At 70.0% G+C, this 22,061-nt stretch carries 21 protein-coding genes; 9 read left to right on the forward strand and 12 right to left on the reverse strand.

Annotation, left to right across the window (positions count from 1 at the left end; genetic code table 11):
* Positions 1-81: 81 nt before the first annotated feature.
* The 4 genes from M2351_RS12160 to pedF all read right to left on the reverse strand — a co-directional run bounded on the left by M2351_RS12160 (position 82) and on the right by pedF (position 3,311).
* Positions 82-1,011 (reverse strand): quinoprotein relay system zinc metallohydrolase 1, encoded by a 930-nt coding sequence (locus M2351_RS12160; RefSeq protein WP_264656316.1) that lies wholly within the window; start codon positions 1,009-1,011, stop codon positions 82-84.
* An 11-nt stretch (positions 1,012-1,022) separates the two neighbouring features.
* Positions 1,023-1,823, reverse strand: a complete 801-nt coding sequence (locus tag M2351_RS12165; RefSeq protein ID WP_264656317.1) for a quinoprotein dehydrogenase-associated SoxYZ-like carrier — start codon at positions 1,821-1,823, stop codon at positions 1,023-1,025.
* Positions 1,824-2,025: 202 nt separating this feature from the next.
* The gene (locus tag M2351_RS12170) at positions 2,026-2,883 is read right to left on the reverse strand and encodes a substrate-binding periplasmic protein (RefSeq protein WP_264656318.1); all 858 of its coding nucleotides are present in this window, start codon (positions 2,881-2,883) and stop codon (positions 2,026-2,028) included.
* Positions 2,880-3,311: a cytochrome c-550 PedF gene (gene pedF, locus M2351_RS12175; RefSeq protein ID WP_264656319.1), complete on the reverse strand. Its 432-nt coding sequence runs from the start codon at positions 3,309-3,311 to the stop codon at positions 2,880-2,882. The genes M2351_RS12170 and pedF overlap by 4 nt, the downstream gene beginning before the upstream one ends.
* A gap of 230 nt (positions 3,312-3,541) precedes the next feature.
* Here pedF and M2351_RS12180 point away from each other — a divergent pair, with 230 nt between their 5' ends.
* The 4 genes from M2351_RS12180 to M2351_RS12195 all read left to right on the forward strand — a co-directional run bounded on the left by M2351_RS12180 (position 3,542) and on the right by M2351_RS12195 (position 7,458).
* Positions 3,542-4,717 (forward strand): ABC transporter substrate-binding protein, encoded by a 1,176-nt coding sequence (locus M2351_RS12180; RefSeq protein WP_264656320.1) that lies wholly within the window; start codon positions 3,542-3,544, stop codon positions 4,715-4,717.
* Positions 4,718-4,734: 17 nt separating this feature from the next.
* Positions 4,735-5,715, forward strand: coding sequence for a YVTN family beta-propeller repeat protein (locus M2351_RS12185; protein ID WP_264656321.1), 981 nt, complete (start codon positions 4,735-4,737; stop codon positions 5,713-5,715).
* Positions 5,716-5,890: 175 nt separating this feature from the next.
* Complete coding sequence (locus M2351_RS12190) at positions 5,891-6,631, forward strand: ABC transporter ATP-binding protein (RefSeq protein WP_264656322.1); 741 nt, start codon at positions 5,891-5,893, stop codon at positions 6,629-6,631.
* Entirely contained in the window at positions 6,628-7,458 is an 831-nt protein-coding gene (locus M2351_RS12195; protein ID WP_264656323.1) for an ABC transporter permease, read from the forward strand. Before M2351_RS12190 ends, M2351_RS12195 begins: the two co-directional genes overlap by 4 nt.
* Before the next feature lie 10 nt (positions 7,459-7,468).
* Here the strand turns inward: M2351_RS12195 and M2351_RS12200 are convergent, their stop codons facing one another.
* The 3 genes from M2351_RS12200 to M2351_RS12210 form a co-directional block, all read right to left on the reverse strand.
* The gene (locus tag M2351_RS12200; RefSeq protein ID WP_264656324.1) at positions 7,469-8,566 is read right to left on the reverse strand and encodes a TAXI family TRAP transporter solute-binding subunit; all 1,098 of its coding nucleotides are present in this window, start codon (positions 8,564-8,566) and stop codon (positions 7,469-7,471) included.
* Between the two features lie 187 nt (positions 8,567-8,753).
* Positions 8,754-9,329 carry a HupE/UreJ family protein gene (locus M2351_RS12205; RefSeq protein WP_264656325.1) on the reverse strand — a complete coding sequence of 192 codons (576 nt, stop codon included), beginning with the start codon at positions 9,327-9,329 and terminating at the stop codon, positions 8,754-8,756.
* A gap of 91 nt (positions 9,330-9,420) precedes the next feature.
* A complete protein-coding gene (locus M2351_RS12210; protein ID WP_264656326.1) occupies positions 9,421-9,990 on the reverse strand; it encodes a hypothetical protein in 570 nt (189 codons plus the stop codon).
* Between the two features lie 192 nt (positions 9,991-10,182).
* Between M2351_RS12210 and M2351_RS12215 the strand changes: the two genes are divergently transcribed.
* Together M2351_RS12215 and M2351_RS12220 are read left to right on the forward strand one after the other, a co-directional pair.
* On the forward strand, positions 10,183-11,880 hold the full coding sequence (locus tag M2351_RS12215; RefSeq protein WP_264656327.1) for a Y-family DNA polymerase: 1,698 nt from the start codon (positions 10,183-10,185) through the stop codon (positions 11,878-11,880).
* Positions 11,881-11,887: 7 nt separating this feature from the next.
* On the forward strand, positions 11,888-15,208 hold the full coding sequence (locus M2351_RS12220; RefSeq protein WP_264656328.1) for an error-prone DNA polymerase: 3,321 nt from the start codon (positions 11,888-11,890) through the stop codon (positions 15,206-15,208).
* Between the two features lie 11 nt (positions 15,209-15,219).
* Here the strand turns inward: M2351_RS12220 and M2351_RS12225 are convergent, their stop codons facing one another.
* Together M2351_RS12225 and M2351_RS12230 are read right to left on the reverse strand one after the other, a co-directional pair.
* Positions 15,220-15,798: a tyrosine phosphatase family protein gene (locus M2351_RS12225; protein ID WP_264656329.1), complete on the reverse strand. Its 579-nt coding sequence runs from the start codon at positions 15,796-15,798 to the stop codon at positions 15,220-15,222.
* Positions 15,799-16,105: 307 nt separating this feature from the next.
* On the reverse strand, positions 16,106-16,849 hold the full coding sequence (locus tag M2351_RS12230; RefSeq protein WP_264656330.1) for a tRNA-uridine aminocarboxypropyltransferase: 744 nt from the start codon (positions 16,847-16,849) through the stop codon (positions 16,106-16,108).
* A 241-nt stretch (positions 16,850-17,090) separates the two neighbouring features.
* On the opposite strand from M2351_RS12230, the gene M2351_RS12235 reads away from it, so the two are divergent.
* Positions 17,091-17,261 (forward strand): hypothetical protein, encoded by a 171-nt coding sequence (locus M2351_RS12235; RefSeq protein ID WP_264656331.1) that lies wholly within the window; start codon positions 17,091-17,093, stop codon positions 17,259-17,261.
* 60 nt (positions 17,262-17,321) lie between these two features.
* Here M2351_RS12235 and M2351_RS12240 read toward each other — a convergent pair whose 3' ends face one another.
* The 3 genes from M2351_RS12240 to M2351_RS12250 form a co-directional block, all read right to left on the reverse strand.
* Complete coding sequence (locus M2351_RS12240; RefSeq protein ID WP_264656332.1) at positions 17,322-18,152, reverse strand: ImuA family protein; 831 nt, start codon at positions 18,150-18,152, stop codon at positions 17,322-17,324.
* A 133-nt stretch (positions 18,153-18,285) separates the two neighbouring features.
* The gene (locus M2351_RS12245) at positions 18,286-19,383 is read right to left on the reverse strand and encodes a Tim44 domain-containing protein (protein ID WP_264656333.1); all 1,098 of its coding nucleotides are present in this window, start codon (positions 19,381-19,383) and stop codon (positions 18,286-18,288) included.
* 141 nt (positions 19,384-19,524) lie between these two features.
* Positions 19,525-19,791, reverse strand: a complete 267-nt coding sequence (locus M2351_RS12250; protein ID WP_264656334.1) for a hypothetical protein — start codon at positions 19,789-19,791, stop codon at positions 19,525-19,527.
* Between the two features lie 402 nt (positions 19,792-20,193).
* On the opposite strand from M2351_RS12250, the gene nhaA reads away from it, so the two are divergent.
* Both nhaA and M2351_RS12260 read left to right on the forward strand, forming a co-directional pair.
* Positions 20,194-21,405: a Na+/H+ antiporter NhaA gene (gene nhaA / locus M2351_RS12255; protein WP_264656874.1), complete on the forward strand. Its 1,212-nt coding sequence runs from the start codon at positions 20,194-20,196 to the stop codon at positions 21,403-21,405.
* Between the two features lie 166 nt (positions 21,406-21,571).
* The gene (locus tag M2351_RS12260; protein WP_264656335.1) at positions 21,572-21,997 is read left to right on the forward strand and encodes a DUF4112 domain-containing protein; all 426 of its coding nucleotides are present in this window, start codon (positions 21,572-21,574) and stop codon (positions 21,995-21,997) included.
* The last annotated feature ends 64 nt before the right edge of the window (positions 21,998-22,061 follow it).

Below are 22,061 nucleotides of genomic sequence, written 5' to 3' on the forward strand. Positions count from 1 at the left end.
TTGCTGCGATTGTTTGATGCTTCGCTTTCAAACGACACGAAGACCCTTCTCCCGCCGGGGGCGGGGCAGGGTTGGATTTGCTCAGTTCACCCGCGGCAGGGCGGCCCGCTCGATCCGGGGCCAGAGGTGGGCGACGGAGCGCTGGTACTCCTCGTGCAGGACGCCCAGGGATTGGAACCGGTCGGGAATCGGCAGGTTCAGGGCGTCCGCCATGTCGGCGCCGGCCTCCGCCCGTTCACGCAAGATGCGGTCAAGCCAAGTCAGCCAGTCGCGGGTCTGGGCGATGGCCGTCTTGTCCCTGCGGACGCGCCCATGGTTCGGCACCAGCACGGCGACGTCCAGCGGCTCCAGCTCGTCCAGCTCTTTCAGCCACTTGGCAATGTCGGCGTGCGGCGTGGTGGGCGTACGGTCGGAGAAGACGACCCCGCCGGCGAACAGCACGCGCGTCGTCTCGTCGTAGATGGCGAGGTCGGCGGCGGTGTGGCCCTCCAGCGGGATCAGCCGCAGCCGGTGCGACCCGTAGACAACCGTGGAACCGTAGACGGCCTCCGTCGGGACCACCGGTTCCGTGCCGCGCATCCAGTCGCCGACGAGGCGGTACATGTTCTCCGTCATGCCCTTGCCCTCGGCCTTGATGCCCTCGATGGTGCCGGGCAGCGCCGCGATCGGCACGTCGGCGAAGGCCTGGTTGCCGAGCCAGTAGTCGGGGTGCAGGTTGCCGATGAAGACCTTCCGGATCGGCTTGTCGGTGACGGTGCGGATCGCCGCCCGCATCTCCTCCCCGAAGCGGCGGGAAGGGCCGGACTGGATCACGATCACGCCGTCGCCGGTGACGATGAAGCCGGGGTTCAGGATGTTGCCGCCGTTGGCGCGGGTGAAATGCTCCCGCGTGCCTTCGAAGACGTAGGTGTCCGGAGCGATTTGGGTGGGTTTCAGGCCGTAGATCAGCGGGCCGGCCGCCCAGCCGGGCGCGGCGACCAGGATGAGCAGAAAGGATAAGAGCGCCCTCATTGCCCCAAGTCTCATGGCAAAGCCCCTTGCGTCCAGGGGAGCGGAATGGTGGCCGCGATCTCGCCGCCCTGGGTATCACGGCCGACGAGCGTCAACGCTCGGGACGCCGCGGCGGGCGTCACGTCGAGCGTGAAGACGGGGTTCTCGCTGACCGGCTCCAGCACATCGATCCGGGCCAGATCTGTACCATTCGAATCGCGCAGGCTGAGCGTTTCGATGAAGTAGGCGGGGATGCCGGCGATCAGCCCGTTGTCCATGGGGTGGCGAACCCGGAAGCGCACGCGGGCGGTCTTATCGTCCCCGGAGGGAGGCCATGCGCGGGCCTGCACCTCGCCCACATGGTCGGCCCAGTCGCGGGCGGCGTAGGTGACCGGCGGGGCGGTGCAGCCGCCGCCGGCCGCGTCCACCAGCCGGCCGCCGATGTGCCAAACGCCGTCCGGGGTGCGCGCGGCGGCGCGGACCGGGGTCGCCTGCTGCACCCGGATGCGCGTGCCGACGACCGGCTTGGCGGCCACGGGGTGGTAGCGCAGCACGACGGGAAAGGGGTTGAGATCGGAGATCAGCACCATCTCCTCCACCCGTCCAAGGGCGGAGGCGTCGGCCAACACCGGCACGGCGGTGGCGTCCTCGGCGTTGGCCGGGGCGGTGACGGTGACGCGATCGTCGAAGGTGATGGGGGCGCTGCCGAACAGCTCGGGCCGGAGCGCGTCCCACATGACGGAGGCCAGGGGGTCGGGAGGGTCGGCTTGCGCCGCAAGGGTTGGTCCCGCGAGTGCCGCCATGATGCTTGCGGCGATGAGAAGCCTCGGCATACTGGTTTTCCTCCACCCTTCTTAAACTTTTTGCCCCCTCCCTAACCCTCCCCCGCTCTCAGCGGACCCGGAGGGTCCGCCTGCTGCGTCAGCGCAAGCTTCGCTTGCGCGAGAGCTTCGCGGGAGAGGGGACTGCCGCCGCCTTCCCCAAGTCCCCTCCACCGCCAACGGCGGGGGAGGGTTAGGGAGGGGGCATCCGCGCTTATTCCATCACCACCGTGTTGTGCGTCACCCCATACTTGCCGAACACGCCCGCCACCGTGCCATCCTCCAGCATCGCTGCGACGATGTCGCCCACGGCGTAGGCGAGGTCGCGGGAGTTGTCCTTCACCGCCAGGCCGATGTCCCAGCTGGACGCCATCATGCCGGGGAAGGTCACGGGCGTGACGGGGAAGTCCTTAACCCGCTCGCCAAGCGCGGCCTCGACTTGGCTCTGCGTCGCGACGACCGCGGCGACTTCGCCCTTTTCCAGGGCGGCGACGGCGAGCGGGATGGTCATGTAGTGCATGACCCGGTCGCGCAGGCGGCCGCCGAAGGCGCCGAGCAGGAAGAAGTCGGGGATGCTGTCGATCTCCACCCCCACCGGCTCGTCCGGCAAGGCGGCAAGCATCGGCTGGGTCATGCGCATGGGATTGCGGGCCAGCGCGAAATGCTCCCGCTGGTAGGGGGCGAACAGCACGGCCTCCGGGTTGCGCAGGCCGAACTCCTTCTCATAGGGGACATGCATCATGATGTCCGCCACGCCGCCGCCCAGGTAATGGCCCTTCCAGACGGCGTTGCGCAGGTCGTCGGCGACCGTCTCGCCGGCCGTCAGCTCCATATATTCGACACCGACGCCGAGCCGTTCGGCGATGGTGCGGGCGAGGTCCACGTCCACGCCCACCAGCTTGCCGTCGCGGTGGAAGGAAAAGGGCGGGTTGTCGCGGTAGACCGCGACGCGCAGCCTTCCGGCTGCCGTGACGTCGTCCAACGGGCGCGCGCCGGCGCGCCGGGGGATCGCCCCGGCGGCCAGCGCTGCTGCGGAAAAGCTGAGGAGTTGGCGTCGCGAAAGCGCGGTCATTCCTGATGCACCGTCTCCAGCCAGGACCGGATCGCCCACAGGGCTTCCTGCCCCAGGGCCTCGCCGAACTTCGGCATGTAGGTCACGCCGTTGCGGATGGAGCCGTTGGTCACCCGCTCCTTGAACCACTCGTCGCCGACGTCGCCGGGCTCCAGGTAGCGCAGGTCGGGGGCGATGCCGCCGGAGACGGCGCCCAGGCCATGGCAGCGCGCGCAGTTCTGGTTGAAGGCGGAGGCGCCAATCTCGATGGCGCGAGGGTTGCCGCGGAAGGGGTTGGCGTCGCGCCAGGCTTCGCCCAGCTTGTCCAGACCGGTGGTATCCACCGCTTGGGGCGTCACGTCGCCATGGGCGAAGGCCACCGCCGAGGCGGCCGCGATACCGCCGAAAAGGAGACCAGCGGCCGTGAGCCGGAGAAGCCGAACGTTCATGGTGGGCGTCCTCTTTCCAAACCTTGCGGGTGTTTTTTCGATGCCCCGCAGCATACCGGCGGTGCGCCCACCCAATAATTGGACTTTGGTAGCAACCATGCGCTGCACGCCCGTCCGACGACCCAATTGCCACGTTTCCGCGCCCGCCATTGGACGAAAGTTGCATTACCGGCGGCACGCCGCCGGGGCTACCCTGTGATCCCGAAACACAGGCGAGTGCCAAGCCCGCGATGCGTTTCATTCCGTTGGTCTCCTCCCTCCTGGCCGGGTGGCTTCTCGCCACGCCGGCCGCCTTTTCTCAAGATCTCGCGACTGTCCGGATCGCCTACCTGACCCAGGCGACGGAACGTCCGCCCGCCCTGTCCAACCTGGACAGTCCGCCCGACGACGAGGGCATTGCCGGCGCCCGGCAGGCTATTTCCGACAACGACACCACCGGCCGCTTCCTCCACCAAAAGTTCGAGTTGGAGACGGTGACCGTCCCGGAGGATGGCGACCCCACACAGGCGTTGCGCGAGTTGGCCGCCAAGGGGCAGCGCATCGTCGTGCTGGATTTGCCGGGGGAGGCGCCGGGCACGCTCGCCCGGTTGCCGGAGGCGGCGAACCTGCTGCTGTTCGACGCGGGCTCCACCGACGACAGCTTGCGCAACGCGCTGTGCGCGCCGAACCTGCTGCACACCATGCCGAACCGCGCCATGCTGGCCGACGCGCTGGCCCAGTATCTGGCGGTGAAGCGCTGGACCAAGTGGTTCCTGGTGGTCGGCACCCGGCCGGAGGACAAGCTCTACGCCGCAGCCATCAAGCGGGCCGCCAAGCGCTTCGGCGCCGAGGTGGTGGAGGAGAAGGCCTGGAGCGAGGACCACGACGCCCGCCGCACCGCGCAGGCCGAACTCCCCGTCTTCACCCAGGGCAAGCGCTACGACGTGCTGGTCGTGGCCGACGAGGTGGGCGACTTCGGCGATTACGTCATGTACCGCACCTGGGACCCGCGGCCGGTGGCCGGCACCCAGGGCCTCGTCCCCACCAACTGGCACCGCACGCACGAGAGCTGGGGGGCGGCGCAGTTGCAGTCCCGCTTCCGGAGCGCCTTCGGGCGCAACATGCTGCCGCGCGACCAGGCGGTCTGGGCCGCGGTCCGCGCGGTGGGAGAGGCGGCGACGCGCACGCGCAGCACCGACCCGGCGGCGCTGATGGCCTACATCAAGGGGCCGGACTTCACGCTGGCCGGCTTCAAGGGTGTGCCGCTGTCCTTCCGACCCTGGGACGGTCAGTTGCGCCAGCCCATCCTGCTGGCGGCCGACCGGTCGCTCGTCTCCGTCTCGCCGCAGGAGGGGTTCCTGCACCCCAAGACCGAACTCGATACGCTGGGCTACGACCAGCCCGAAACCGGCTGCCGCCCGCGCTGAAAGGACACCCGACCGCCATGACGATCCGCCGCCTTGTGCTGCTTTCCGCGCTGCTCGCCGGCTGCGCGCTTCCCGCCCTGGCCGACACGGTCGCCAGTACGATCTATGTGTCGAACGAGAAGGACAACACGCTGTCCATCATCGACAGCACGACGTTGGAGGTGACGGACACGGTGAAGGTCGGCCGCCGCCCGCGCGGCATCACGCTGAGCGCCGACGGCTCGCAGCTGTACATCTGCGCCAGCGACGACGACGCGGTGCAGGTGATGGACCTGAAGACGAAGCAGATCATCCACAACCTGCCCTCGGGCAAGGATCCGGAGCAGTTCGCCCTGTCGCCGGACGGCAAGCTGCTGTTCATCGCCAACGAGGACAACAACGTCGTCACGGTCGTGGACGTCACCACGCGCAAGGTCGCCTTTCAGGTCGACGTTGGCGTGGAGCCGGAAGGCATGGCCGTCAGCCCCGACGGCAAGTGGGCGGTCAACACGTCGGAAACCACGAACATGGTCCATTGGATCGACGTGGAGAAGCAGGCGGTGGTCGACAACACGCTGGTCGACGCCCGCCCGCGCTACACCCGCTTCACCAAGGACGGCAGCCAGCTGTGGGTGACGTCGGAGGTCGGCGGCACGCTGGCGATCATCGACACGGCCACCCGGCAGGTGCAGAAGACCATCCGCTTCAAGATCAAGGGCGTCACCCAGGACCGCATCCAGCCCGTGGGCATCCGCCTAACCGCCGACGGCCGCTACGGCTTCGTGGCTCTGGGGCCCGCCAACCACGTCGCGGTGGTGGACGCGAAGACCTTCGAGGTGAAGGATTACCTGCTGGTCGGCCGGCGCGTCTGGCAGATGGCCCTGTCTCCGGACGAGAAGCGCCTCTACGCCACCAACGGCGTGTCCGGCGACGTGTCGGTGATCGACGTGGAGGCGTTGAAGGTGCTGAAGTCCGTGAAGGTCGGGCGCTATCCCTGGGGCGTGGCGGTGAAGGGGTGATGGGGATGAAATTTCTTGCCCGCGCTCTTTCCCCCTCTCCCCTCTGGGGAGAGGGTCGGGGTGAGGGGGTCCCGCGACTCTGGTACGTCCGGCAAAAGCGCAACCCCCTCACCCTAACCCTCTCCCCAGGGGGGAGAGGGGATTTTAGGGGGGAGAGAGTCGGGAGCCCACTCCCATGACCGCCCCCGCCCTCTCCGTCGAAAGTCTCAGCTACGCTTACGGGCGCGGGGCGTTCGCGTTGCAGGACGTGTCGCTGGCGGTGGAGGCCGGGTCCTTCACCGCGCTGCTCGGGCCGAACGGAGCCGGCAAGACGACGCTGTTCGCCCTGATCACCCGCCTGTTCGAATCGACGAGTGGCACCATCCGCATCGGCGGCGTGGATCTCAGGGCGGATCCAACGCGGGCGCTGGCCCGCATGGGGGTGGTGTTCCAGCAGCCGACGCTCGACCTCGACCTGACGGTGCGGCAGAACCTGCTGTACTTCGCGGCCTTGCACGGCCTGCCCCGCCGCACCGCCCAGGCGCGCGCGCTGGAAGCGCTGGAGAGGATGGGCATGGCGGAGCGCATCGACGAGACGGTGCGCCGGCTGAACGGCGGCCACCGCCGCCGGGTGGAGCTGGCCCGCGCCCTGCTGCACGAGCCCGCCCTGCTGGTGCTGGACGAACCGACCGTCGGGCTGGACGTACCCGCCCGCCGGGCCATCGTGGAGCATGTCCACGACCTCTGCCGGGAGCGCGGGATCGCCGTGCTCTGGGCCACCCACCTGATCGACGAGATCGCACCGGATGACCGCGTGGTGGTCATCCACCGCGGCCGGATCCGCGCGGCCGGGCCGGTCGGCGACGTCAACCGCGACGCCGGGGCGGAGACGCTGACCGACAGCTTCAACCGCCTGATCGCGAAGGAGGCGGCATGACCGTGACCGCTTCAAGCTTGGGGGCCGCTCATTACGCCCGCGCGCTGGGCGGCATCGTCGGGCGGGAGGTGCTGCGCTTCGTGCACCAGCGGGAACGCTTCCTGTCGGCGCTGGTCCGGCCGCTCTTGTGGCTGTTCGTCTTCGCGGCGGGCTTCCGTGCGGCGCTGGGCATCGCCATCACCCCGCCCTACGAGACCTACATTCCGTACGAGGTCTACATCGCCCCCGGCCTCGTCGGCATGATCCAGCTGTTCAACGGGATGCAAAGCTCGCTGTCCATGGTCTACGACCGGGAAATGGGCAGCATGCGCATGCTGCTGGTCAGCCCCCTGCCCCGCTGGTTTTTGCTGACCGCGAAGCTGTTGGCAGGAACGGCGGTGTCGATCCTGCAGGTCTACGCCTTCCTGGCCATCGCGTGGATCTACGGCGTGCAGGCGCCGCCGCTGGGATACGTCACGCTGCTGCCGGCGCTGGTGGTCAGCGGGCTGATGCTGGGGGCGCTGGGGATGCTGCTGTCCTCGGCCATCCGCCAGCTGGAGAATTTCGCGGGCGTGATGAACTTCGTCATCTTCCCGACCTTCTTCCTGTCCACCGCCCTTTATCCCCTGTGGAAGATGCAGGAGGCGGGCGAGTTGCTCTACACCATCTGCGCGGTGAACCCCTTCAGCCAGGCGGTCGAACTGATCCGCCACGCGCTCTACATGAAGCTGAACGCCGAGGCGCTGGGCTGGACCGTGCTGGCGCTGGCGGTGTTCCTGGGCGGGGCGATCTACGGCTACAACCCGGCGCGCGGCTTCCTGGCGCGGCGCGGCGCCGGGGCGGAGTGAAGGCCGTTTCTTACTGCGATTGCCCGGTCGGGATCGGTTCGTTGGCGGCGTTGCCGACCAGCCCGACCTCGCGGTAGTAGCGCTCCGCCCCCGGATGCAACGGGACGGAGACGTTGGCGACGGCCTTCATGGGGTCGAAGCTGCGGCCCTTCGGGTGCCCTTCGATCAACAGGCGGCGGGTGTTCTCGTGCCACAGGGCCTTGGTGACGCCGTGGACCAGATCGGCGTCGAGGTCGGCGCGGACCAGCATCTCCGCCCCCACGGACAGGGTCGGCGTCTCCGCCACGCCGGGATAGGAATCGGCCGGGATGGTCTGCGCGATGTAGAAGCGCTGGCGCGCGCGCAACTCGTCGGCCATGCCGCCGTCCAGCGGAATCAGGCGGATCGGCAGCCGGTTCGCCACGTCGGTGACCGCGGCCACCGGCACGCCGCCGACCATGAAGAAGGCGTCTAGTTCCCCCTTGGCCAGCCGGTCGGCCGCGGTGCCGGGCTTCAGGTAGGCGGGCTTCAGTTCGTTTTCCTTCAGGCCGAAGGCGTCGATGATCACCCGCGCCTCCACCAGGATGCCGGAGCCCTCCTCCCCCAGCGACACCGCCTTGCCCTTCAGGTCATCGACCGTCCGCAGGTCGCTGTCGGCCCGCACGACGAGCTGGATGGCCTCCGCATAGAGCATACCAATGGTGCGCAGCCCCTCGAAGGGCGCCTTGCCCTTGAAGGTGGCGGTGCCGGTGTAGGCGCCGTAGGCGACGTCGGCCTGGGCCAGCCCGGCCTCCAGCGCGCCTGAGCGCAGAAGCTCGATGTTCTCCACGGAGCCGAGCGTGGCCTGCGCCACCGCGATCAGCCCCGGCACGCCGCAGCTGCCGCCGCGGTCGCAGGGGCGGGAACCCGGCGGGTTGGAGATGGCGTTGGCGATCAGCCCGCCGATCGGGAAATAGGTACCCGACGTCGTGCCCGTGCCGATCCGGAAATAGCGGATGTCCTGCGCCGCGAGCCCCCGCGGCAGCGCGGCGGCGAGGGCGGTGCCGGCGATCCCGGCCAGCAAGGAGCGACGGCCGATTTCGATAGGGCCTTTCGGGGAAAGGCGGGTGTTGGCTCCTGCGCGCGGCACCGGGGTCCACCTTTCCTGATCTGGAACCATTCTACAGCGAATTTGCATTCGCTGTAGAGTCATATGGCCTCATTTGCCGGCCGGGCTTCGGCCGCATGGGCGGCCGGGACCGCCGTCGCGGTCCAAAGCGGATCACGATCCGCTTTAGATGAATACCCGCACCCGTCCCTTTTCAAGGCGCAAGCCGCTAAAAGACGCCCGCGAGGTCAAGAACGCCGACGAGTGCTACCGCGCCGCCACACACGGCCGGCGCCCGCGCCGATACCGCCTGCCCCAGCACCGCGGCAAGCCCGAGTCCGGCGCAGGTGACCAGCAGGATGCCCGCCGACAGGCCGGCCCAGAACAGCGCGCCGCCCATGTGCATGTAGCCGTGGAAGACCGCGGCCACCGCCGCCGTCAGCACCGCCAGCGCCAGCGGCGCCTTGACGTTGAACGCAACGAGCCCGCCTATCAGGATCAGCGACACCGCCAGCCCCTGCGCCGCGTAGGGCAGCCGGATGCCGAGCTGTGCGGCGAGCCCGGCGGCCAGCACCGCCGTCAGCGCGGCGACCGGCAGCTGCCAGACGGCCGGGCCGCCGTTCTGCCCGGCCCACAGGCCGATGGCAAGGAAGCCCAGCAGGTGCTGGATCACCCACACCGGCTCCGTCAGGCCGGTGCCGAAGGGACCGGTGATGGTCATCCGCGCGAAGGCGGGCGCCGCCGCCAGACCTGCCGTCAAACCGATCAACACCGTTGCGAGCAGAACAGACCGGATCGCCCCCATGCCCCATACCCCCTTCGCGCGCCATGCGGCTGCCGGTATGGCGGGCGGAGGCGGGCGGGGTCAAGTGACCACCGTCGGGACCGGGTGATGATCAGTAGCCGCGGGGGCCGGTTCCGTACTGGCGCAGGTCCTGCTCCTTGCGGAACAGATCGCGCTGCTGGAGCGGGTCGAGGCGGCCCATGGCGTCGTCGGTGCGCAGGCGGTCCACCTCGGGGCTCAGCAGGTCGCGCTTGAAGCGGTCGGTCTGCGCCTCGGTCGAACCCGCCGGCGGCAGGCCCTGCGGAACCTGCTGGGCGATGGGCGGCGGCGGTGGGGAAGAACTGCCGCGGCGGCGCACCGGCGGTTGCTGTTGCTGCTGGTCCTGCGACATGCGCTGCCGGGTCTGGTCGTCCTGGTTCTGGGACCGCTGGACCGGAGCCTTCCGGCTCGACTCGATGGGCTGGGCGTTGGCCTCGTCCTGGAGTTGGCGGAACGTCTTCAGCCCACCCATCTGGCCTGCCGTCTGGCCCGCCACCCGGACCCCGGCCGGAGCCTGGGCCTGGGCGGGCGACAAGGTCCCGGCCTGACCCGGCGTCTCGTCCCGGATGTCGGCCGTGCAGGCGGTGGTCGTGCAGGCGGCGAACAGAAGCGCGGCAGCCACGCTGATCGGATGCGGTGTCATCCCTTGAATGTCGTGGCTGCGGCGGGATCGGACAAGGACCCCCGATCGGGTCATAAAGTGGACCGTGGGACCCACCACAGTAGGACTCCCATCCTCTCCTCTTTGTCGCTATCATGTTCCTGTTTTGTTCGAGATTGAATGATCGGTGGGCCCAAACGGGCCCTGCCAAAAAGGTGGGAAAGGAGGATGGGCATGGGGCAGCTGGGGGCGCGACGGATTGTTTCCCTATGGCTGCCGCGGCTGCCCACCGACGCCCGCGCGCGGCGCGTCCCCAGGCTGCAGGACCAACCGTCGGCCGCCATCCTGGCGGAGCGCGGGCGGCTGGCCGTGGTGGCGGTCAACCGCGCGGCGGAGGAGGCCGGGGTCCTGCCCGGCATGACGCTCGCCGACGCCCGCGCCATTTTGGGCGCCGGAGGGGGTGGCGAGCCCGCCCTGGCCGTCTTCGACGCCGAGCCCGAGTCGGACGCCCGCCTGCTGGAACGGATCGCCGCCTGGTGCACGCGCTACACGCCCTGGACCGCGCCGGACGGGCCGGACGGCGTCGTCCTGGATATCACCGGCTGCGCCCACCTGTTCGGCGGCGAGGAGGCGCTGGTGGCGGATCTCCGCGCCCGCCTGGCCCACGCGGGTTTCGAGTCGCGCGCAGCGCTGGCCGACACTCCGGCGGCGGCTTGGGCGCTGGCGCGGTTTGCCCCCACCCTAACCCTCCCCCGCTCTCGGCGGACCGAAGGTCCGCCTGCCGCGTCAGCGCAAACCTTTGGTTTGCGCGTGAGCTGGGCGGGGGAGGGAACTCCGCCGCCCTCCCGCAAAGCCGCAAATAATCCCTCTCCCGCCCAGCGGGGGAGGGAGGGACCCGCGAAGCGGGAGGGTGGGGGCTTGTGCGCCGCCCTCGCCCCCCTCCCCATCGCCGCCTTGCGCCTGCCGCCCGCCACCGTCGACGGATTGTCGGCCGTCGGTCTGCGGCGGATCGGCGACCTGCACGCTCTGCCCCGCGCCACGCTCGCCGCACGGTTCGGGCGGGCGGTGCTGTTGCGGCTCGATCAGGCGCTGGGGCGGCTCGACGAGCCGGTGTCGCCGCGCCTGCCCGTGCCGCCGCACGGCGTCCGCCTTGCGTTCGCTGAGCCGATCGCCACCGCCGAGCCCATCGCCCGCGCCGTCCGCCACCTGCTGGACGCGCTCTGCGCCGGGCTGGAGAGCGCCGGCGAGGGCGCCCGGCGGCTGCTGCTGGAGGCGCACCGCGTGGACCGCCGGCTGGAGGATCCGCCGCAGACGCTCGCCATCGGCACCAGCCGCCCGGTGCGCGACGCCGCCGCCCTGATGCGCCTGTTCGCGCAGAAGCTCGACCGGATCGAGCCCGGCCCCGGCATCGAGGTGCTGGTGCTCGCCGCCACAGAGGCCGGGCCGTTGGGCGCCGTGCAGAGGGCTTTGGACGGGGGAGCCGCCGACGAATCGGAGCTGGGGGAACTGGTCGACCGGCTCGGCAACCGGCTGGGCGAGCGCGCGGTGCTGCGCCTCGTCCCACGGGAAAGCTGGCTGCCGGAGCGCAGCGTCGCACCCGCGCCGGCCTTGTCCGGGGTTGCGAATACGTCTTTATGGCCGGCTGACCGGCCGCGCCCGGTGCGGCTGCTCGCCCCGCCGGAGCCGATCGAGGCCGTTGCCCGCGTCCCCGACGACCCGCCGGTCATGTTCCGCTGGCGCGGCGCGCTCCACCGCGTGAGCCACGCCGACGGCCCGGAACGCATCGAGGCGGAGTGGTGGCGGCGCACCGGCGATCCGCGGGATTATTACCGCGTCGAGGATGCCGACGGCCGCCGTTTCTGGGTCTTCCGCCAGGGGCTGTACCGGCCCGACGCGAAGGCGCAGTGGTTCCTGCACGGGTTCTTCGGATGAGGGGCTCATGACCCCATACGCCGAACTCCAGGTCTCCACCAGCTTCACGTTCTTGGAGGGGGCCTCCCACCCGGACGAGCTGGCGCTGACCGCGGCCTCACTCGGCCACGCGGCCATCGCGGTGACCGACCGCAACTCGCTGGCCGGGGTGGTGCAGGCGCACAAGGCCGCCAAGGCGCACGGGCTGCGGCTGGTGGTCGGCTGCCGGCTCGACCTGACCGACGCGGCGAGCCTGTTGGCCTACCCCACCGACCGGGCGGCCTACGCGCGGTTGTCGCGGCTGCTGACGCTGGGCAAGCGGCGGGCGCCCAAGGGGGCCTGCTTCATCGGCCGCCGGGACGTGCTGGAGCACGCCGAGGGGATGCTGTTCCTGCTCGTCCCGCCGGACCGGCGCGACGAAACCTTCGTCCACGAGCTGCGCGGCTGGCGCAACGATCTGGGCCACGCCCTGCACCTCGCAGCCAGCCACCGCTACCGCGGCGACGACCGGCGGCGGCTGGCTTGGCTCGCCGACCTGGCGGAGGCGGAGCGGGTGCCGATGGTGGCGACCAACGACGTGCTCTACCACACCACGGCACGCCGCCAACTGGCCGACGTGATGACCTGCATCCGCACCGGCACGACCATCGACGAGGCCGGCTGGCGGCTGTCCGCCAACGCGGAGCGGCACCTGAAGGCCGGGGTGGAGATGGCCCGCCTGTTCCGCCACCACCCGCAGGCCGTGGCCCGCACGGTGGAGATCGCCGAGGCCTGCCGCTTCTCGCTGGAGGAGCTGCGCTACGAATACCCGGACGAGGTTGCGGAGGACGGCCGCAGCCCGCAGGAGACACTGACCGACCTGACGTGGAGTGGTGCCGCGGTGAAATATCCAGGGGGCGTGCCCGAGAAGGTCCGAAAGGCCGTGCTGCACGAACTCGACCTGATCGGGCGTCTGGGCTACGCGCCCTATTTCCTGACGGTGCACGACATCGTGCGCTTCGCCAAGGGGCACGGCATCCTGTGCCAGGGGCGCGGGTCGGCGGCGAACTCGGCCGTCTGCTACTGCCTGGACATCACGGCGGTCAACCCGGCGAAGTTCGACCTGCTGTTCGAGCGATTCATCTCCGCCGCCCGCAACGAACCGCCGGACATCGATGTGGACTTCGAGCATGAGCGGCGCGAGGAGGTCATCCAGTACATCTACCGGAAATACGGCCGCGACCGCGCCGGGCTGACCGCCACCGTCATCCGCTACCGCGCGCGCGGCGCCATCCGCGAGGTCGGCAAGGCCATGGGGCTGTCCGCCGACCTGGTGGCGCGGCTGTCCGGATCCATCTGGGGCTGGAGCCGCGACGGGGTGGACGAGGAACGCGCCCGGCAGTACGGGTTCGACCCCGACGACCCGCGGCTGCGCCAAACGCTGGAGCTGGCGGGGGAGCTGATCGGCTTCCCGCGCCACCTGTCGCAGCATGTCGGCGGCTTCGTCATCACCCGCGGCCCCTTGAGCGACCTGTGCCCCGTCGCCAACGCCGCCATGGAGGACCGCACGACCATCGAGTGGGACAAGGACGACATCGACGCGCTGGGCATCCTGAAGGTGGACGTGCTGGCGCTGGGCATGCTGACCTGCCTGCGCAAGGGCTTCGAGCTGATGGAGCGGCACCACGGCCGCGCCCCGACCCTGTGGGAGGTGCCGCAGGACGACCCGGAGGTCTACGACATGCTGTGCCGGGCGGATTCCATCGGCGTGTTCCAGGTGGAAAGCCGGGCGCAGATGTCCATGCTGCCCCGCCTGCGGCCCAAGCTCTTCTACGATCTGGTCATCGAGGTCGCCATCGTGCGGCCCGGCCCGATCCAGGGCGACATGGTGCACCCCTACCTGCGCCGCCGCACCGGCGCGGAGCTGGTCACCTATCCCTCCCCCGAGCTGGAGGCGGTGCTGAAAAAGACGCTGGGCGTGCCGCTGTTCCAGGAGCAGGCGATGCAGATCGCCATCGTCGCCGCCGGCTTCAGTCCGGAAGACGCCGACCGCCTGCGCCGCGCCATGGCGACCTTCCGCAAGACCGGGCTGGTCCACACCTTCCGCGACCAGTTCATCGAGGGCATGGTCGCCCGCAACTACGACCGCGCCTTCGCCGAGCGCTGCTTCCAGCAGATCGAGGGCTTCGGCGAGTACGGCTTTCCGGAAAGCCACGCGGCGAGCTTCGCCCTGCTGGCCTACGTGTCGGCCTGGATGAAGCGCTGGCACCCGGACATCTTCGCCGCCGCCCTGCTGAACAGCCAGCCCATGGGCTTCTACGCCCCTGCCCAGATCGTCCGCGACGCGCGCGAGCACGGCGTGACGGTGCTGCCGCCGGACGTGAACGCGTCGGACTGGGATTGCACGCTGGAGCCGATGCCAAAATCCCCTCTCCTCTCCGGGGAGAGGGTTGGGGTGAGGGGGAACTCCCTCTCCCCCCTGGGGAGAGGGTGGCCCGAAGGGCCGGGTGAGGGGGGCCCGCACATGCCGAACGTCCGGCAAAAGCGCATCCCCCTCACCCCAACCCTCTCCCCGGAGGGGAGAGGGAGTGCCCTCCGCCTCGGCCTGCGCCTTATCAAAGGTCTGTCCGAGGACGAGGCCCACGCGCTCGTGCTCCACCGTGGCGCCGGCTACCGCGACCCGTACGACCTGTGGCGGCGGGCACGGCTGCCGGTGGCGGCGCTGGAACGGCTGGCCAGGGCCGACGCCTTCCGCTCCACCGGGCTGGACCGGCGGGCGGCTCTGTGGGCGGTGAAGGCGCTGGGAGACCAGCCGTTGCCGCTGTTCGCCAGCCTCGACGACCCCGGCGTGGCGGAGCCGGAGGTCGCCCTGCCCTCCATGGCGGTCGGCGAGCATGTGGTGATGGACTACGGCAGCCTGTGCCTGTCGCTGAAGGCCCACCCCATGGCGTTGCTGCGCGACGGCTTTTCCGGAGTCGTTCCGGCCGAGCGACTGCACACGGCGCGCGCTGGGGCGCGGCTGACCGTGGCAGGGCTGGCGCTGGTGCGACAGCGGCCGGGCAGCGCCAGCGGCGTGGTCTTCATCACGCTGGAGGACGAGACCGGCATCGCCAACCTCGTCATCATGCCGGACGTGTTCGAAAAATTTCGCAAGGCGATCCTCAACGCCCGCCTGATCGCCGCCACCGGCCGCGTGGAGAAGGACAACCCGCCCAATCCCGAAGGCGGCGTGGTCATCCACCTGCGCGTGGAACGGATCACCGACCTGACCCACCGGCTGACCGAGTTGCTGGAGCCGGAGCCGGCACGGGCGACGGCCTCAGCGGCCCAATCCGCAGGTGTCTTCCCGGAAGGGCGGAATTTCCGGTGAGGGGCCGCGCCTCAGTCGATCAGGTCCGCGACCTCACGGACGCGGCCGTTGTCGATCATGAACTGGACGAGGTCCGGCCGTTCCTGGCCGTAGGCGCGGTGGCGGGCGCGGACGGCGTCCACCAGCTCTCCCTTACGGCCCAGGATCTCGTCGGCGAACTCGATCATGCGCAGGTTGGGCCAAGCCTTGTGGCGGATGCCCACGACGGCGGCCATGGCGTCGGCGGCCGGGCGGTCGGGGCGGGCCTGGGCGAGGATCATGGTCAGCGCGGCGGTCGAGCGCGAGATGCCGGCGTGGCAATGCACCAGCAGGCCGCCCACCCCCGCCGGCTCCGCCAGCAGGTCGCGGCCGAAGGCCAGGATGCGCTCCACGTCCGTGCGCTGCGGCAGGATCTGGCCCATGTAGGGGTCGATGATGTCGTGGAAGCGCAGCTCCAGCCGCTCGTGCTCGCCGTAGGAGCCGAAGGCCGTCGGCTCCGGATGGCCGGGGTCGAGGATCGACAGCACATGCGTCACCCCGGCCTCGCAGTGGCCGATCAGCTCGTCGATGCCGCAGACGGTGACGTTGAAGGGAACGAAGTCGCGGGCCATGATCCTCTTCTCTTTCGTGCGCCCCGGAAGGCAGGCGCGAAAGCGCATGTGGCACCCGGTCATCCCCCCGTCAAGCCGTTCCACCGTCAAGCGGCATCGACCCGCCGGATCACCTCAGATCACATGGAACAGATAGAGCAGGATGATGACCGGAATCGGAATCCCGACGAGCCAAAGAAGAACCCCCCTCATGAAACACTCCCTTGGTTGAGGCCAAGCCGGCCGATGCCACCGTCAACAGAGCAAGAGGGCATTGGTTGCGCGAGACCTCCCCACCGGAGAGGGGTTTAGCCCGAAAGGGGGCGGATCACTCCGCCCCGCCGGTGTCCGGTTTCGCGTCCACCGGGGCTTCGGCCACGGCTTCCACTGGCATCTCCACTGGCATCTCGCCCGCCGGCTGTGCGGCCTGCATCGGCCTTGGCCGCGGACGGGGCGCGCGCAGTTTCTTCAGAAGCAGGGAGAAAGGCTTCAGCGCGCGGTCCAGGATGGTCGGATCGGCTTCCAGGCGGGACAGCAGGAAGGCGCCGGCCTCCAGGCTGGACACGCTCTCGCGGCGGGGCTCCTTGCGGGCTTGGCCGTAGAGGGAGCGGAACTGCGGGTGCAGCACGATGCGGCGGCATTTCAGGAGCCACGGGTTGCGCCACCACAGGGTCTTGGCTTGGCTCCAGGTGCCGTCCAGCACGATGACGCCTTCCAGGTCGGTCAGCACCATATCGCTGTCCTTCTGCGGGGTGCCGGCCTTGTCGACCACGGCGACCTCCGGCTTCGCCCCCTTGCCGTCCGGCTTCACCGGGCCGAGGTAGAGCACGCCCCAGCGCTTGTAGTCGACCTCCCGCCCCAGGATGCGCTTCAGGTTCGACCAGCTGAGCCCGACCTTCACGGCCGAGTTCTTGAACTGGAGGTGCGTGATCTGCGCTGTCCCCAGGATTTCCCGCTTTTCCTGCGGGTGCTGGAGGATGAGCAGGAAGACGTCGTTGTCGATCGGCTCCACCGCCTCGCAAACGCACAGATGCTCAGGTTTTAGGCAGGTGGGGCAGGATTCGGCGTGCATGGCGGTCTCGATAGAGGCAAAGGGGAGCGATGTCCGGGAAACGGCGGCCCAGGAAACGGCGACTATGGCGTCCCGGGCCGCAAAAAGGAACCGGCCGCATGAAAGTTTCGACAAACCGTGATCTGGGTCACGCGGAGGCCCGTAGCTTGCATGATAGCCTTCAGGCACACAGGACGGGTTGGGCCGCGGCGGCCAAAAGGACCGCTTCCGGGCTCCCCCGACGCTCAAAAGGAGACCTGCCATGCTGCCCGCACATCTGGCCGCCCGCCTGTTGGAGCAACGCCGGGCCGAGCAAACGGCGGAATTCGCCCGCCAACTGCCGCTCTACGCGGACGACATGCCCGTCCCGCCCGACATGGAAGACGACGGGGAGGCCCCGCGCGTCCTGCCGGATTGGGCGACCAACTACTGACGCCTTTCCGACACCCGCCCGGCAGCGGTTGTCGGATATCGGACGTCGAGGCGGAGTCGCTCACGCGACGTTCGCCCAGGCGGCGATGGCCGCGCGGCGGTCGGTGAGCGGTGCAGGGACCGGCCCGGTTCGGGCCGGCACCGCGGTTCGGGCCGGCGCCACGGGTTCGGCCAGCGCGCCGTCCCGCCACTCCAGCAGCCACGCGCCGGGCCGCCCGCCGCGGCAACGTTCCAGCGCCACGCTCCAGCGGGCATCCCCGACGCCCGGCTCTGAAGACTGGCTGGAGACCGGCGCGATCCGCCAGCGGGTCACCGCAGCGCTCGCCGCCGACCGGCGCGGGCCGAGCTGCAACAGGACTCCGGTCACACCCGACGACTCGGCGGCGAGTTGAAGGCGCCGGCTGGCCGTCAGGTCGAGCGCCCCCGCCTCCCCCAACACGGCCGACAGGCGCCGGCAGCGCAGCGCCTCCTCCATCGCCCACAGGGCATCGGCCTCGCGCGTCGCGCGCACCGCGATCAGCCGGTCGGGCGTCAGCCCATAGGCCGCCAAGCCCGGCGCGTGCAGGTCGCGCCCCCGCACCACCCAGACCACGGGTGCCGCCCCGCTCCCCAGCCGGGCCAGCAGGCCCGCGGCGAAGGCTGTGGCGGCGCCGGGCTCCTCCCCCGCCACCTCGTGTAGGCAGCCGAGCGGCAGGCCGCCCCCCGGCAAGGCCCCATCCACATCGGGCAGGCCGAAGGGCAGCGTGCGCGCGCCCTCCCCGCCCAGCCCCTCCAGCCGCCGGATGCGGGCGCGCAGGTCGTCCAGCAGCGCGGCCCGGTTGGCCCCGGGCGTTGGCTGGGGCGTTGGGATCTGTGGGTCGGACGGCAGCAGGTCGGGCTCGACTGAGGGCATGACTCGAGTCTCTGCATCAGGTATTTGTTCCTGATATGTTCTAGCACAGCCCGTCCGTCCAGAGGAGTCCCGAAAATCGAAAGGGGTGCCCTTGCGGGCACCCCTTCGCGGTGTTCAATGATGTGCAGGCCGGTCAGCGCGTCTGCTGGAGCGCCGACAAAAGCCAACGACCACCGCGGGAACGCATGAAGGTCCACAGCTCCGTCGCCTCGACCGGGCGGTTCGGGTCGCCGTCGACCACGCGGTTCGTGGCGCGGTCCACCGTGACGTCGACCAGCGAGAAGCGCATCGCCACCGTGGCGTATTCCAGGTTGCCCTCGCGCCACGCCTCGGCCAAGTCGCCCTGGAGCAGGCGGACGTCGGACAGCTTGTTCACCACGCCGCGGCTGCTGTTCTCGGCCAGCTCCTCCGCGAAGTAGGAGACCATCTCCGGCGTCACGGACGAACGCAGCGCGGTCAGGTCCTCGCGCCCGTAGGCGGTCTGAACGGTGACGAGCGTCTGCTCGAACGATTCGTAATCGGCCGGGCCGATGCCGACGTCGTCACGCCCGACGCCCGGCCCAGTGCCCGGACGGGAAGCACCCGCCGCGGCACCGCCGCCAAGCGGTCCACCATTCAGCGGGTTGTAGCGGGCGTCGGCCGGGTCGCGGTTCAGCGGGCCGGTCTGGGTCGGACCGGCGTAAGCCGTTCCGGGGTTGCCCATGCTCATGCCCATCGGCCGCGCCGCTCCGGCGGAGCGGTTGCGGAAGAAGCGCACGGCCAGGCGGACCAGGAAGACGATCAGCAGGATCTGCAGGATGAAGCCCAGGATCCCGGCGAAGCCGCCGATGCCGCCGAAGAAGCCGCTGCCGAACAGCATCCCGCCGATGCCGGCGCCGATCAGGCCGCCCATCAGGCCGGGCAGGAAGCCGCCGCGCGAGAAGAAGCCGCCGGGCTGGGCCGCCGGGGTCGGCGCGCCCATGCCGGGACGCTGCTGCATGCCGGGCGAGGACGGCTGGGTCATGGACCGCTCCATCGGAGCGGCGGTGTGAGGCGCCGTGTTGGTCGTTGCCGGAGCCTCATAGGTGCGCGAGCCGCGGCTGCCCATTGAGCTGCTCTTGCCCGCACGGGCGTCGGCCGTGCCGGCGGTCAGCGCAACGGCCAGCGCCAGGGCGATCGCGCCGAAGGCGCGGGCCGGGGTGCGGGTCGGGCGATGATGTGTGGTGCGGGGAGTGCGAGTGTTCTGGGTCATGGCCGTGTTCGAAAAATCCCTCGGATCGGGGACGCCCACACATATGGTGTGGTCGTTGCCCCGTTTTAGAGGGTCCCCCGGACAATCGGCAACAAAATGCGCAAAAGCCCGGCAAACGGGCAACAGACGGTCAATGACCTGTCAGGCCGACGCCGCCCGGCCGCCCGTGGCCCCGCCGTGGCGCCCGTGCTCCAGGCTCCAGGCCGAGCGCATCGGTTCCAGGACCGGGGTGCGGACCGACGGCGTGCCGGAAAGCCCGCCACCGGAGAGTCCCCCCATGGCCGCCCAGACGCGGCGGCGGACCTCGATCTGGCGACGGCAGTCGCGGGAACAGTAGAGCGGCGCCGGGCCGCGCGGCGAGGTTCGGCGGAACGGCTGTCCGCAGCAGGCGCAGTACAAGGTGTCCATTGGCTCTCCCTTTCCGGAACGGCCGCTCTTCTTTTTGGGCGGACGGCCTGTCCCACCGGGTTCTGGTTCGTGTTGGTTCGGTTGTCTTGTGGCCGGCATTCTTCGCGCACCCTTCGCGTTCGCGCCAGCGGGGCAATGGACATATGGCATCCGGCCCCACGGCCATGCCCAAACAGACGACGGACCTATTCGTTGCATCCGCAATGATTTAGACCCGAAGCCTGGAACGGCTCACGATGGTGGCGCGTCGATTCGCCGCGAGTCCGGCTCTGGCTTTGCCTTTTCTTTTGGTCAGACGCCCCCACATGCCCGGCTTAACCGATTCCAGAGCACCCTTCGGCGCCGCCGGTGTTGAGGTTGAGGAATCACCGACGCCCTGAACGACGACGAAAGACGATGCCGATGAAGCTCCCCGCCATCCGAGACTTCCTGGAGAACGAGGCCGCCGCGGGCATTGCCCTGATGATCGCCTCCGCGGTCGCGCTGGTCTGGGCGAACTCCGCCGCCGCCCCGCTGTACGAGGCGCTTCTGGCCCTGCCGGTGACGGTCACGGCGGGCGGGGTCGGCCTCGACAAGCCGCTGATCCTGTGGATCAACGACGGGATGATGGCCGTGTTCTTCCTGGTCGTCGGGCTGGAGATCAAGCGCGAGGTGCTGGCGGGCGAGTTGTCGAACCGGTCGAAGGCCATGCTGCCGGGCATCGCCGCGGTGGGCGGCATGGCGGCCCCGGCGCTGGTCTACGCCGCCTGCAACTGGGGCGACCCGGTGACGATGCAGGGCTGGGCCATTCCCGCGGCCACCGACATTGCCTTCGCGGTCGGCGTGCTGGCGCTGCTGGGGTCGCGCGTGCCGTCGTCCTTGCGCATCTTCCTGCTGGCGCTGGCGATCATGGACGACCTGGGCGCCATCGTGATCATCGCCGCCTTCTACAGCCACGGCATCGTGCCGATGGCGCTGGGCTTCGCCGCCATCGCCGGGCTGGGCCTGTTCTGGATGAACCTGATCGGGGTGCGCCGCCTGACGCCCTATATGCTGCTGGGGTTCGTGCTGTGGGTGTGCGTGCTGAAGTCGGGCATCCACGCCACGCTGGCCGGCGTGGCGCTGGCCTTCGCCATTCCGCTGCGCGCCGACGCCCCCAACCGGGCCGAGGACGAGCGCGAGGACTCTCCCCTGCACCGGCTGGAGCACGCGCTGCACCCCTGGGTGGCCTTCCTGATCCTGCCGGTCTTCGCGCTGGCCAACGCCGGCGTGTCGCTGTCGGGCATCACCCCGTCCAGCCTGGCGGAGCCGGTGCCGCTGGGCATCGCGCTGGGCCTGTTCGCCGGCAAGCAGCTGGGCGTGCTGCTCGCTTCGTGGCTGGCGATCCGCCTGCGCCTGTCGGCCCTGCCGGCCGGGGCCAACTGGATGCAGTTCTACGGCGTGGCGGTGCTGACAGGCATCGGCTTCACCATGAGCCTGTTCATCGGCACGCTGGCCTTCCCCGACCCGGAGCACGCGGTGGCCGTGCGGCTGGGCGTGCTGGCCGGCTCCATCGCGTCGGCCCTGTTCGGCTACGGGCTGCTCTACGCCGCCGGGGCATCGCGGGCGACGCGGATGGCGGAAGAGGCGCGCTGACCGGCCGGATTCCGAACCGGCCGCTTTCCGAACCGGCCGCTTTCCGTCAAGGGCACACCGAAAGAAGGCGCCTCCCGGGAGTGATAGGCCGGGAACCGGACGACGCAGCCGCGGGTTGTTTGAAGTGCCCTCATTCGGCACCCCATCCCCCGCTCCGGTGACCGCCATGACCGCCACCCGCACCCGTCCAGCGCCCGCCTCAGCCTACCCGCGCGCCACGGCCGCCCCGCCGAGCATCGACATCGACTTCAAGCGGCTGGAACGCCTGCGGTGGCTGACCCGGCTGATGGACACGCGCTGGCGCATCCCCGGCACGCGGATCCCGGTGGGGCTGGACGGCATCGCCAGCATCTTCCCCGTCGTCGGCGACACGGCGACCGCGGTGGTGTCCGCCTACATCATCCTGGAGGCCTCCCGCTTCGACATCCCGAAGAGCCTCGTCGCGCGCATGGTCGCGAACGTGGTGCTGGACTGGGCGGGCGGGTCGGTCCCGGTGCTGGGCACCATCTTCGACATCGCCTTCAAGGCCAACCGCATGAACCTGGACCTGCTGCACAAGCACCTGGAGGACCGGCTGGCGGGATTGGCGTAAGGCGCCGGCCAAGCTCCGCCGTTCGGCAAGGGCCTTGCATCGCCCCGGTTGTATGTCTCACACG

The sequence above is a fragment of the Azospirillum canadense genome (genome assembly GCF_025961225.1).
Classification (GTDB): domain Bacteria; phylum Pseudomonadota; class Alphaproteobacteria; order Azospirillales; family Azospirillaceae; genus Azospirillum; species Azospirillum canadense.